Raw genomic sequence first — 13,172 nt, 5'->3', positions numbered from 1 at the left:
GCGGTATAATAGAGAAAAGAATGGGGGAGAAACCTGATGAATCGAGATGTGATCTTAAACGCGGCGGTGGACGAACAAGCGCCGCTCATCTGTAAAACTGCGGAAGTGATCTGGAAGCACCCGGAAACGGGCTTTAAGGAATGGAAGACAAGCACGTATCTGGAACAAATTTTTACCGATCTGGGCTATGACCTGGTCAAGCCGGAGGGGATACCTGGCTTTTACACCGATCTGGACACCGGCCGGCCGGGACCGAAGCTGTGTCTGATGGGTGAGCTGGATTCTCTGATCTGCGCGGAGCATCCGGATTGTGATCCGGTAACGAAGGCGGTGCATGCCTGCGGCCATCACGCGCAGGCAGCGGGGTTGGTCGGCGCAGCGGCGGCGCTGAAGCAGCCGGGCGTGCTGGACGGGCTGTGCGGCTCCATCCGGCTGATGGCGGTGCCGGCGGAGGAGCTGATCGAAGTGGGTTACCGCGAACAACTGCGCGCCGAAGGCAAGATTGAATTTTTCGGCGGCAAGGTGGAGTTCATGCGGCGCGGTTATTTTGAGGACGTTGATCTGTGCGTGCTGATCCATACCTTCGACGATCCGGGGATGAAGCATGTTTACCAGCTCGCGCGGGGTAACAACGGTTGTATCGTGAAAAACATCACGGTTCATGGTCTGGCCTCGCATGCCGGCGGTTCGCCGGACAAGGGCATCAACGCGCTGTATGCCGCCATGCAGGCGCTGCAGGCGGTCAACGCTCTGCGTGAAACATTCCGCGACGACGAGCATATCCGCTTTCATCCGATCATCACCGAAGGCGGACAGGCGGTCAACGCGATCCCGGAGGAAGTTAAGATTGAAAGCTATGTCCGCGGGGCTTCGTTGGAAGCTATTGATCAGGCCAACCGCCGGATCAACCGCGCGATCGCGGCGTCGGTTGCGGCGATGGGAGCGACGGTCACACTGCAGGATCGGCCGGGGTATTGTCCGATGCATGACGACGAAGCGATGAACGAAGTTGCGCTGGCGGCGATGAAACGGATTGTCAGCGAAGATGAAATTTTGATTCAGACCCATTGGGGAACGGGCTGCACGGACATGGGCGATCTGTCGGCGGTGCTGCCGACGATCCAGCCGGGCTCGAGCGGATCGACCGGGGCTTATCATGGCAAGGATTTCCAGATTGCCGACGAAGATAAAGCCTATGTCAAACCGGCGAAGGCGCTGGTCTTTATCGCCGACGAGCTGTTAGGCAACAACGCCGAAAAGGCAAACCAGATCGTTGCCCAGTTCAAGCCGCTGTACCCGTCGCAGAAGGCCTATCTGGAGGATGCCCGGCGGCGTTTCCTGGATAAGGAAGCAGTACGGAAGAATGCCGACGGCACGATAACGCTGGACTTTCAGAACGGGGAATAAAGCCGGCAGTGCCGGTCAGAGGCTTGGAATCGGCTTAGGCTTCCTGACGGAAGACTGCTTTTTATCGTATTAAAAGCGGGGAATCCAGGAAGCGCGGGATATTGAGCAAAACAAAAAGAAACCGCGAAACGGTTTCTTCCGGAGTTCTCAAACGAGAACTCTTTTTCATTTTTCCAGAGGATCCGGGTTTCCTCTCAATGCAGAAAGCCTGTCCAGCTTTCTAACGGGAAACAGCCCAGCAGCGTGAAGCTGATCAAGGCGTACAGAATTCCCCAGCGGGCGGCCGGGATGATCTGTTTCAAGCGTACCCAGGCCAGACCTGCGCCGACCGCCAACACGCTCAAGGCCCAGACCGCCAGCACCCGGCGCAGCGTCCAGCCGTAAACTAACGCGTACACGCCGAGCTTTAATCCGGCTAACAGGACAAACGCGATCGTACAGACGCTTAACAGCTTCGCCAGCGAACGCAGGCGGCCGGGAGCGAGCAGGGAAGTTTCACTGAGCGTGTGCAGAACCGCCAGCACGCTGAGATTTAACAACACAATGCCGCAGAGCTGCCAGAAGCCCTGAACGGCGTACTGACAAGCCAGCGTCACGGTGATGGCGCCGGCGATCAATTGTGTGAGATAGGCGTAAGCCTCCACCGCGAAGAACAAACTGTAAATTCCGCACAGCACGCCGATTACCAGTGCCGTTGTGAAGCCTGGCAAAACCTGCATCCGGTCCAGCGCTGTCTGCCATCGCCAAAGCGGGACGGCCGGTTCGGCCTGGTATAAACTGCCGCCTGCCAAACCAAAGAGCCACGCGCCGACCGGCAGCGAGAGAATCACGGTAAGCAGCGTCTGCGGTGAAAGCCAGCCGAACAATCCGGCGCCAACCTGGTCCGCAACTTCGGCGAAGAATGGATCGGCGCCGCTTAATAAGCTCCAGGCCGTCATTCCGATTCCGCCGGCTAAAAGCAGCGAGAAGCCGATCATGGCCGGACTGTGCGCGCCGCGGCTGCGATCGGTCAGATAATCGCGCAGCGCACTGCTCAGCACCTTGATTCGCAATAGAAAATGACGCAGCGGCAGAACACAGAAGCCCCAGGCCAGTTCAAACGGAAAGCTGCCGCTGGTCCGGTTGTGGATTAAGATGCGGGTTCGGCACAGCGTCCAGTAGACTGCTTCCAGATGCAGCGCCAGAATCTGCAACAGGGCGAAGAAACTGGTCGGCTGATAGAAGCATAGGGAGAGCGCTGTCGTCAGCAAGCATCCCGCCCAGAGTCTGCTTTCGCGGCTGGCGGGCCGGTCTAAACGGTTTGCGCCGTGACTGACCAGGAACAAATAGAGCAGCGTGAAGATGACCACGGCCGGGTTGCGGTAGGTCATCAGACGGAAGTCTTCAAAGCCCATCGCGTAACCGACGTACAGAAACGCCATGGGGAAACTGAGGATCGCCGCGGCAGACCAGGAGAACCTCATGGCCGTCTTTTCAGACGCGCTGCTTACCGGCCGGCTTTCGCTCATTTTCCTGCCTCCCGTCTGAATTCCAGCAGATCGCCCGGCTGACAATCCAGCACGTCGCAGATCTTGCATAACGTTTCAAATTTAATGCCTTTCGCTTTGCCGTTTTTCAAGATCGACACATTCGCCATTGTGATGCCGATCCGTTCGGATAATTCGGTCACGCTCATCTTGCGCTTTGCCAGCATGACGTCTAATGTTACATTGATTTCCATAGGCTTACACCATCAATTCGTTTTCCGTCTGAATCTGTTCGGCGATTGTAACCAGATAAGCGAGCGTGTAGGCGGCCACGGCGATCAACCCGCCCAAAGCCATGATTCCCAATCCGCCCAGCATCAGAACCGGATGCAGGATGTTGAGGAACAGCGCGTAAAGGCAGCAGATCAAGCACAGCGCGGTGTCAAAGAGCGCCAGCTTGCAGATCCAGCGCAGACCTTCGGCGTTTTCATGGCAGAACGAACGGTTGCGGCCGATCCGCGTGCAGATCCGCCAGAATAAGATCAGCGCGATATACAGGATCACGGCTGCCGTGACGGACAACAGCTGCAGCGGCAGTTCTTCATTCAGCGTCCGATGGTAGAATAAAATCAACTGATGAAGCAGACTCGGAATGCAAAGTCCAAAGAAAACAAGTCCCAGGGCCGCCAGAATAACGACGAACAGTTTAAGCAGAAACGCTAGTTTTTTATTGTCCATAACATCAACCTCATTTCTGCTTTGATTATAACAGGAAAATCTTGAGAATCAATATAAATTTATTGTTAGACAATAAATAATTATCGAATATCAATCTGCTTGTACAGCTTGGAAAGTTGATCCGCGACGTGATAAAGAAAAATCCGGATCCTTTTATTCGATCCGGATGGGTTTGATTTTTTATTTTCGCTAACAGCTGCGAATGAGCTCGGCAACCGCTTTTTTATCGTCGTTGGACAAAATTTCGATCATTGTTTCATACGAGATTTCCTGATTGTCCGGGCAGCTCAGATAGCCCAGATAGCCTTGTGAATAACAGACAAGCACGTCTTTTTTCGGATCCAGGTTCTGCATATAACCGGAGAACAGCTCAAACGGATTAAAGATCAGCCGGAACGGCCCCAGACTGACGCGGGTGAATCGCACTTCATTCGGCAGCATCGCCAACATGCCGCGGTATTGTTCGACCATCTTCGCGCCGGTATGCAGCTCGCGGATTTCTTTTTCGCTCAAGCCTGCCGTGTCCATTTGATCAATGTCTAATGTTTTTAAGCCTTTGTGAATCGGCAGCGTCTGATCGCTCCAATCCAGCTTCAGCGGCTGCATCCGCGGAGTCAGCTTCATCATCTTTTCCCAAGCCGATACAATTTCATTCGCGAGCCGGATGACTTCATCGTAGTTCTTAGCCTGACGGGTAAACCGCGTCGATACGTCGCCGCACGGCCCCTGCAAGAACAGGAAGAATTCCTTCGGATAGCGCTGCTTCAGAATATCCAGCGCTGCACCCGGATAATCGGAGGACAGGTAGTCGGCATCCTCGGCGGAGATCGTCGGATGGCAGTTATAGATCAAGAAGTTGCCAATCCGCAGACCTTCTTTGAAAAAGCTCAGAACTCCGGCCAGAACAAATTGATCGCTGCCCTGAGACAGCCGGCAGCGGCCGACGCCAGTGAAATTGCGCACCTGATAGGAAACTGTCAGCTGTGCATCCTCGCTCATCCGGCAGTTTCTGACCAAGTTGAGCAGCTTGATATCCAGACTTTCAAGATAAGGGGTATTTTCTTCAATAAAACCCAGTGCGTTGCATAAGGAAGGGGCGTAATGCGTATGCGAACAGCTGAAAATGATCAGCGCATCTTCGCCGATCGACTGGCGCAGCGATTCCTCCATCCGCTCCTGGACATCCTGCGAAATCCCCAGTGAATCAAATGTAATCAAAATCACTTCCCGGCCGTCGTCCTGCATTCGCAGACAGCGGGCGTATAAGTCGCCGCGAACTTTATTCAGCGGTTCGGTCTGCGTCAAAAATCCAACCGGCAGGCAGCTGAAGGTGGGATTGATGCAGACTTGATTGTAACCAATTTTCACGTGATATCCCTCATTTCAAAATTAATTATAAAACGACTGGTTTGAAAGCGCAATCTTTTGTCCCGTTTTCGGGTGATTTGAAAGAAATCCGTCCGGAAACGACGCTGATACATTTTAGAAGAGGAAAGGAAAAGCCTGATAGGATTATGGCGCAATTCCGCTGTTTTATACGCCGTTTCGCATCCCAGGGCAGGTCTTCAATCTCGTTTTTGCGCCGCAGATTCTTTTCTTTTAACAAATAGGCGAACCTCATTGCCGCTGACAGAGGTGAGGAGGCTATAAGAAGAAAACGGGATTAAGAACAAGAAAAAACGGCGCGTCTTTCAACATGCCGTCAAACATAAGAACGTATCTTTACAATTCGATCGACTGGATCGCGATGCACCGCGGGCCGCCCTGGGTGATAAACGCGCAGGACAGATCGTACATGACACATTCGGCATTCGGAAACCGGTCTTTAACCTTCGCCAGAATCTTGTCGGCCTGTTCCTTACTGAACGCATGGGACACGCTGATCTGGACGCGGGCGTTCTGAACGTGTTCCTCCAGCTTGCCCAGAACCGATTTGACCGCTGCGTCAAAGCTGCGGCCCACGCCGAACTTTTCCAGCCGCCGGCCTTCTTCGGCCTGGATCATGATCGGCTGTAATTTCAACAGACCGCCCATGGCCGCCGCTACCGGCGTACACCGGCCGCCGCGCTTGAGATAACTGAAATCCTGCGGCAGTAAGAAGGACAAGCTCGTCGCTATTTTATTCTGGAGCGTTTCCAGGATTTCTTCAATCTGCCGGCCATCGCGAATCAGCCGCGCCGCCAAATCCACCAGATAACGATGCGGACCGCACAGCGTCTGGGAGTTCACCACATGAATCCGTTCCGGATGTTCCGTGTGCTGCCGCGCCGCTTCCGCCGTCTGATATGTTCCGGACAATCCGTCCGCCATTGAAATGACGAGGATTTCATCATCCGGATATTTTTCAAACAGCTCGACCAGTTCGCCCATCGAAGGCTGCGACGAGGAGGGGATGTAACCCGCTTTGATTAAACCTAGAAATGTCTCGGCGTCGATTTCTTCAAATTCACGGTAGGTTTTACCGTTAATTGTAACGCACAGCGGTGTGATATCGCAGGGCAGCGCCTTGCCTTCTTCGATGGAATAAAGCGTAGAGGAATCAGAAATTAATCGAATCATAGTTGAACTCTCTTTCTTTTGTAATAAATGGATTGGGGAATTTCATGCACTAAAGCAAAATGTAGGTCAGCACCGCGATGAAGTGGAAGAATGATCCTAGCAGGATGAACAGATGGAACAGTTCGTGAAAGCCCCACTGCTTTGACAGATCCGGCTTTTTAATCATGTAGATCACAGCGCCGATCGTGTAGGCAATTCCGCCCAGCGCGATCAGCGTCAGGCAGCCGGAGGGCATCTGCGAAAATCCGCTCCAGTCAAACAGCACGGCCCAGCCCATTGCCAGATACAGCAGCGTGTACAGTATCCGCGGCGCACTCAGCCAGCAGATCTTCGCGACGATGCCCGCCAGCGCGATCGCCCAGATCACAACCGCGAACGTAATGCCTTCCTGGCCCGGCAGATAAGTCAGGCACAGCGGTGTGTAGGTGCCGGCGATCAGCACATAGATCATCGAGTGGTCCAGCTTGCGGAACAACGTGTGATGCGGATGATCCCAGCTCAGCGTGTGATAATAGCTGGAAGCGCTGTACAGCGCGATCATCGAAGCGCTGAATACGCAGCAGGCCAGAATCGTTTTAAGCGAACGTTGGTTCGCGATCCCGGCGGCGACAAATATCACCGTAGCAATCACGCCGAAGCAGGCACCGAGAAAATGAGTGTAGCTGCTGATCGGATCCTGAACATCTTTAAACCAACGAAACATAATATCAACTCCCTTTTTGATCTAGTTATCAAAACTAGATCACATAAACATCATATCATATTGATGAGGAACTTCAACTACAAATCTTGGTTTTTGTCTAAGCGTTTGCTTATTCCCTTGTTCATTTTCTTATTGTAGCCGTTTTGATAGAAATTGAAAAGCCTTTCTGTTATTTTTTTTAATGATCGCAGGCCTGAAAATGTCAACTCAAGAAAACCTTTCATAAAAAAGAAACAACGATGAAAACCCTTGCTTTTCAGGCAAGATTTGATTGACTTAAAACGGGGATTTTGTTATCCTTGAATAAGCGATGAAAAGGAATAGTAATTCTACCGTCTGACCGATCAGAGAGCCGGTGTCAGGTGCAAACCGGCGGCAGACCCGAATGAACTGACCTTGGAGCTGAATCTGAAATCAAGGATTCCGTGACTTCCTGCGTTAAAGGAAAAAGAGGGGCACAGAAGGGATCTTTTCTGTGAACTAAGGTGGTACCGCGCGCTGACGTCCTTAGATGAAGGGCGTTTTTTATTTGTTTGAGAAAGGATGAATTTTATGAGCTACGATCACAAGCGTATTGAGACAAAATGGCAGAAGGTATGGGAGGAAAACAAAACATTCACAACCGATGCCTGGGACTTCTCCAAACCGAAGTTTTACGCGTTGGACATGTTCCCGTATCCGTCGGGGGTGGGCCTGCATGCCGGCCATCCGGAGGGCTACACGGCGACCGACATCGTCAGCCGCATGAAGCGCATGCAGGGGTACAACGTACTCCATCCGATGGGTTTTGACAGCTTTGGTCTGCCGGCGGAGCAGTATGCGATCCAGACCGGCAACAATCCCAACGGCTTCACACTGAAAAATATCGAAACATTTAAGCGTCAGCTGAAAATGCTGGGCTTCAGCTACGACTGGGACCGCGAGGTATCGACATGCGATCCTTCGTTCTACAAATGGACGCAGTGGATATTCAAGCAGCTGTTTGAAAGCGGTCTGGCGAAGTGCGTCGAAATGCCGGTCAACTGGTGCGAGGAATTGGGCACCGTTCTGGCCAACGACGAGGTCATCGACGGCAAGAGCGAGCGCGGCGGTTATCCGGTTGTGCGCAAGAACATGCGCCAGTGGGTCATCGACATCGTACAGTATGCCGAGCGGCTTTTGGAAGGTCTGGACGAGGTGGACTGGCCGGAATCCACAAAGGAAATGCAGCGCAACTGGATCGGCAAGTCGATCGGCGCGCTGGTGGATTTTCAGGTTGCGGGGCATGCGGAGCAATTCACGGTTTTCACAACCCGCTGCGACACGCTGTTCGGCGCGACATACTGCGTTTTAGCGCCGGAGCACGCGCTGGTCGATCAGATCACGACACCGGCGCAGAAAGCGGCGATCGAGGAGTACAAGCGGCAGTGCGCGACGAAATCGGATCTGGAACGCACGGAATTAAATAAAGAGAAAACCGGCGTCTTCACCGGCGCGTACGCGATCAATCCAGTCAACGGCAAGCAGATTCCGATCTGGATTTCCGATTATGTTCTGGCTACCTATGGCACGGGGGCGATCATGGCGGTGCCGGCTCATGACGACCGTGACTATGCCTTCGCTAAGAAGTTTGGTTTGGAAATCATTCCGGTACTGGAAGGCGGCAACGTCGCCGAGGAAGCCTGGACTCAGGACGGCGTGCATATCAACTCGGAATTCTTAAACGGCATGAACAAGCAGGACGCGATTGACACAATGATCCAGTGGCTAAGCGAGCATCACTGCGGTCAGAAAAAAGTCAATTACCGGCTGCGCGAATGGATTTTCGCCCGCCAGCGTTACTGGGGCGAGCCGATTCCGATCGTTCATTTGGATAACGGCGATACCGTCGCGTTAAGCGATGATCAGCTGCCGTTGTTACTGCCGGATCTCAACGATTACAGTCCGTCAAAAACCGGCGCTTCGCCGCTGGAGAAAGCACCGGATTGGGTGAATGTGGAAGTGAACGGCGTCCAGGGCCGCCGCGAAACGAGCACGATGCCGGGCAGCGCCGGCAGCAGCTGGTATTTCCTGCGTTACATCGATCCGCACAATGAGAAGGAACTGGCTGATCCGGAGCTGTTAAAACACTGGATGCCGGTCGATCTGTATATCGGCGGTCCGGAGCATGCGGTCGGACATCTGCTTTACAGCCGGATGTGGAACAATTTCCTGTATGATAAGGGCGTCGTCCCGGTCAAGGAGCCGTTCCACAAGCTTGTCCATCAGGGCATGATCCTCGGCTCCAACGGGATTAAAATGGGCAAACGATTCCCGGAATATGTCGTCGATCCGAATGTCATCGTCGAGAAGTACGGCGCGGATACGCTGCGGCTGTACGAAATGTTTATGGGACCGTTAGAGGCCAGCAAGCCATGGAGTGAAAAGGGTGTCGACGCTTCGCGCAAATGGCTGGAACGCGTCTGGCGTTTAGTCATGGAACAGCCGGAGAAAGTCACAGATGAACCGACGCCGCAGCTGGACTACGCGTACCACTTTACCGTAAAGAAGGTCACGGAGGATATAGAAACGCTGAATTTCAATACGGCGATTTCACAGATGATGATTTTTGTCAACGAATGCTACCGCGCCGAGAAGATCAACCGCGAAATGCTTTTGGGCTTCATCAAGCTGCTGAGTCCGTTTGCGCCGCATCTGGGCGAGGAAATGTACCAGTCTTTAACCGGCGCGGAAACGATCGCTTATGAAAGCTGGCCGACCTATGACGAAGCGAAGTTGGTGAAAAATGAAACGGAAGTCGTCGTTCAGGTCAACGGCAAACTGCGCGGCAAGTTCATGACGCCGGTGGACGCCGGGGAAGACGAGCTGAAAGAAAAGGCGTTAGCCGTTGAGAATGTTCAGCCGTTTATCGAAGGCAAGACGATCCGCAAGATCATTGTGATCAAGGGTAAGGTCGTCAACATCGTCGCGAATTAATGAGAGAACAAAGCCAGGCCTGAATGAACCTGGCTTTCTTTATTAAGTGCGGTCATGCGTGCCGATTTGATTTTGGATTCAACAAAAGGGAGGGACAGGCATGGAAATCACGATGATCGCGGCGCTGGATGAAGTCGGAGGGCTGGGCAAAGCCGGCCGAATGCCGTGGCATTGCCCGGCGGATCTGCGTCAGTTTCAGGCCTATACAATGGAGAAACTACTGTTGATGGGCAGGAAGACGGCTGAGCCGCTGCGCCGCAGACTTTCGGGCCGGCAGCTGATTATCCAAAGCCGAACAGTGAAGGATCCGGACTTTCCCGTCGTCCGCACCGTGAATGAAGCGCTGGCTTGGATGGTTGAACATCCGGAATATGACGAGCTGGTGATCGGCGGGGGCGGGGAAATCTATGCCTTATGGCTGCCCTATGCCGCCCATCTGCGGATAAGCCGGATAGCCGGTCGGTTTGACTGCGATACGTTCTTTCCAAAGTGGGATCCGCAGGAATGGATTTGTCGTAAGCAAAGCGAGGAAGACGGCTTTCTCCTGGAAGAATGGGATAGAACGAAAAGAATAATAACGAGATAAGAGAAGAAACCAGCCGGGGAAGAAATTCCTCGGTTTTCTTTTGAATCGGGGGAACAATCTGAACAAAGGCCGCAGCAAGGGTAGTCGATTCTTAAAACGAGCGGAATCGAATCAGGACTTCGCAGGTCAGTTTTTTCAGATAAGCGGTCTTTTCTTTTTTCAGAGTTTCCATGTCGCAATGACTCAGCAGCTGCATCAGGTAGATCTCGGCAACCCGAAGTTTCAACAAAGATGAAAAATCAAGCATACAAAAAAGGACTGCATAGATTTTATTACCTTTGTAACTGAATTTGCCATCAGAAAGAAAGACATCGATCCCTTCTCTGCCGTAATCTTTCTTATTTCCTATTAATAATAACTTTCCGTCGGTAATTTTAAAATCAACCGTATTTTCCATTTTCTGAAATTCGCCGATCAGCCGCTGAAATTTTTGGGGAGCGCGGCAATTTTTATAGACGACGAATTGATAAATCTGCAAGAGACTGGAAAACTGGATGGTTTCAAAGAATGCAATATTTTCATCAGAAATAAAAGTATCGTCGATCAAAAAGACGTCGGAAAATGCTTGAATTAGATTGAGCTGAGCTTCGATGTTTCTTTCTTCAAAATTAACCCGATAAAACGGTAAAGAGTAGGAGTAAAATTGCGGCAGCGTACTGAAATCAAAGTTCGTAATAATCATATCGAAATCGGTGGAGTTCAAATGCCGGATTTCATAAAGTTCACAAGGCCGGATTGTTTCAATATATGCACTGAATTCATTCTGAATCAGCTTTCCAATAGATTCAGAATAGGCTAACCCGGCGCCAGAGGTAATCAAAAGGCGTTTTTTTCGGATGGGAACCGGGATGGATGTCAGTAGCGTCATAAAAAAGTTAATAAAACGAAAATAATCGTCACTGGATAACGACAAATGCCATTTGCTTTCCAGCTGCGACGCAACTTTAAACCCTAAATAGGTTACCAGGGGGGAAACCTGGGAAAATTTATTCGTGATGACGCCGCTGAAAGTGATCTTCGTTTCAAAATGAAAATAATGTTTAGTCACGATCTGCGCTAAAGGAAGTAGGAACTTCTCGCAAAATGCTGGATTGTCTTCCAGACGTAAATTAAACTGATGAGTTAAAAAATACAGGCAATCTTCGCTGATCCGCTTGTATTCCGACGCGATTGGCGAGGCTTCCACAGAGCGTAAAAAACAACGGGCATCGCTGATATCCGCACCGCACATCATCAGTGCCGCAAACTGATACACTTCATTGACATCTACATTGAAATATCCGGGAAAGCACTGCGATAAGTGTTCAAAGAGGGCGGAAGCCGGCTGGAAAAACGCAGTCTGATTCAAAAAATCAAAAGCGGAACTACTTGCGATCCGATAGCCATACTTGCGGCGGTTCATCAGAATGATCAGGTAAAACGACAGCCAGATGAACATCGCGTCGGTAAAGTGGATTCCGCTGCCGGATATAAAAATTTTGAATTCCCGGCGAATGGCTAAAAACAAATCCCGGTCGCAATAGACGAATTGATTATACGCCGTTTCATCTTTTTGAATTACGGTCTGGTGATGCAGCGGACCAATGAGCTGGATGATCGCCATGCGGAAGTTGATTTCAGAGCCGGAAAGTTTAATGCCTTTGCCTTTTTTATGCAGGATCGTCAACTGACGATTTCTGAAATAGGTTGTGATATCCGAGATGACCGGACTTAACGCGCTGCGGGAGAAATTCAATTCTTCCGCCAGTTTGTCAATTTTGATCCAGTCGTCAATAGCGGCCAGCTTCCGCGCGATAAATAGAAAGCTTTCGTTTTCGTTGTATTTAATCTGATTGAGAACCGTACCGGTAACGTTAATCTGTTCGGCAAACGTCTGGTAAAGCTGTTCATCTTCGATTTGAATCTCGAACCCGTAGTTTCTGCGTGAATGAATGGAGAAGCCGTTTTCCTGACACGCCGGCTGCATCTCTTTGATCGTGTCACGGATCGTGCGCGAGCTCAATTTCAATTCCCGGGCGATGTCGCTGGATTTACAGGGCGCGGGGTTGCTGAAAAAATAATAAAGTATTCTTAACTGACGATTATTCATAATTCCGCCCCTTTGTCCCAGTGAGTTTAACCGATCTTTTTTTGTGAAGTGAACCGTTTCGATTCTATTTCATTATAGCGAACATGTTGTAACCTTTTCCGTGTTAATTTTTTCCTGTATTCATAACGGAAAAACTGAAATTTCCATTAACTATGTGAAAAAAAACGGATGGTATCCAGAGTAATGGAAAAGTAGAATGAACTCAGGAAATGTTAAGCGCTTACAATTTCGGGAGAGGAGTGGATTCATTGCGGTTATTATTGGGATCGCACGGACATCTGGCCAGCGGGATGGCCACGGCTATTGAAATTCTGGCGGGGCCTCAGACGTCGCTGACGGTATTGGACGCCTATGTGGACGGCCGGAATATCGATGAGGAGCTCAAGGCATATTTTGCTTCAGTGCCGGAGGGAGAAACCGTCGTCATGCTTTCCGATTTATACGGCGGCAGCGTCAATCAAAAGATGTATTTATACTTAGACCGGCCGCATACGTTTTTGATCGCGGGCGTAAATCTGGCGCTGGTGCTGGAGCTGTGCATGCAGGAAGAGGTAACGTTGGACTCATTGCAAGCGCTGACGGAACAATCCCGGCAGATGCAGCGCGTCGTGCTCTATGACCAGGACGAGGGAGTTCCGGCTGGGGATGAAGGAGAATTTTTTTGAAAGA

At 51.3% G+C, this 13,172-nt stretch carries 11 protein-coding genes and 1 other annotated feature; of the genes, 4 read left to right on the top strand and 7 right to left on the bottom strand.

The features are described from left to right. Positions 1-36 precede the first annotated feature (36 nt). Entirely contained in the window at positions 37-1,407 is a 1,371-nt protein-coding gene (locus DWY25_RS16145; protein WP_117896090.1) for an amidohydrolase, read from the top strand. Between the two features lie 194 nt (positions 1,408-1,601). Here the strand turns inward: DWY25_RS16145 and DWY25_RS16140 are convergent, their stop codons facing one another. From DWY25_RS16140 to trhA, 6 genes are all read right to left on the bottom strand, one after another. After that, the gene (locus tag DWY25_RS16140; protein ID WP_181981873.1) at positions 1,602-2,915 is read right to left on the bottom strand and encodes a DUF4153 domain-containing protein; all 1,314 of its coding nucleotides are present in this window, start codon (positions 2,913-2,915) and stop codon (positions 1,602-1,604) included. Then, positions 2,912-3,127 carry a helix-turn-helix domain-containing protein gene (locus DWY25_RS16135; RefSeq protein ID WP_006060594.1) on the bottom strand — a complete coding sequence of 72 codons (216 nt, stop codon included), beginning with the start codon at positions 3,125-3,127 and terminating at the stop codon, positions 2,912-2,914. The genes DWY25_RS16140 and DWY25_RS16135 overlap by 4 nt, the downstream gene beginning before the upstream one ends. Before the next feature lie 4 nt (positions 3,128-3,131). Further along, positions 3,132-3,611, bottom strand: a complete 480-nt coding sequence (locus DWY25_RS16130) for a DUF2975 domain-containing protein (protein ID WP_117896088.1) — start codon at positions 3,609-3,611, stop codon at positions 3,132-3,134. 189 nt (positions 3,612-3,800) lie between these two features. Further along, positions 3,801-4,979, bottom strand: a complete 1,179-nt coding sequence (locus DWY25_RS16125) for a hypothetical protein (protein ID WP_117896087.1) — start codon at positions 4,977-4,979, stop codon at positions 3,801-3,803. A 354-nt stretch (positions 4,980-5,333) separates the two neighbouring features. After that, positions 5,334-6,170, bottom strand: coding sequence for a DegV family protein (locus tag DWY25_RS16120; RefSeq protein ID WP_117896086.1), 837 nt, complete (start codon positions 6,168-6,170; stop codon positions 5,334-5,336). 49 nt (positions 6,171-6,219) lie between these two features. Beyond that, positions 6,220-6,873, bottom strand: a complete 654-nt coding sequence (gene trhA / locus DWY25_RS16115; protein ID WP_117896085.1) for a PAQR family membrane homeostasis protein TrhA — start codon at positions 6,871-6,873, stop codon at positions 6,220-6,222. A gap of 301 nt (positions 6,874-7,174) precedes the next feature. Beyond that, positions 7,175-7,385: a binding site (T-box leader), on the top strand. A 40-nt stretch (positions 7,386-7,425) separates the two neighbouring features. On the opposite strand from trhA, the gene leuS reads away from it, so the two are divergent. Together leuS and DWY25_RS16105 are read left to right on the top strand one after the other, a co-directional pair. After that, positions 7,426-9,828, top strand: coding sequence for a leucine--tRNA ligase (gene leuS, locus DWY25_RS16110; RefSeq protein ID WP_117896084.1), 2,403 nt, complete (start codon positions 7,426-7,428; stop codon positions 9,826-9,828). A gap of 100 nt (positions 9,829-9,928) precedes the next feature. Continuing rightward, the gene (locus DWY25_RS16105; protein ID WP_117896083.1) at positions 9,929-10,414 is read left to right on the top strand and encodes a dihydrofolate reductase; all 486 of its coding nucleotides are present in this window, start codon (positions 9,929-9,931) and stop codon (positions 10,412-10,414) included. Positions 10,415-10,505: 91 nt separating this feature from the next. On the opposite strand, the gene DWY25_RS16100 is transcribed toward DWY25_RS16105, so the two are convergent. After that, entirely contained in the window at positions 10,506-12,503 is a 1,998-nt protein-coding gene (locus tag DWY25_RS16100) for a BglG family transcription antiterminator (protein WP_117896082.1), read from the bottom strand. 248 nt (positions 12,504-12,751) lie between these two features. On the opposite strand from DWY25_RS16100, the gene DWY25_RS16095 reads away from it, so the two are divergent. Further along, entirely contained in the window at positions 12,752-13,168 is a 417-nt protein-coding gene (locus DWY25_RS16095) for a PTS sugar transporter subunit IIA (protein WP_181981872.1), read from the top strand. Positions 13,169-13,172: the final 4 nt, after the last annotated feature.

Origin of the sequence: Holdemania filiformis (genome assembly GCF_003459085.1) — a bacterium.
Lineage (GTDB): Bacteria > Bacillota_I > Bacilli_A > Erysipelotrichales > Erysipelotrichaceae > Holdemania > Holdemania filiformis.
This window is presented reverse-complemented; position numbering and strand designations above follow the sequence as displayed.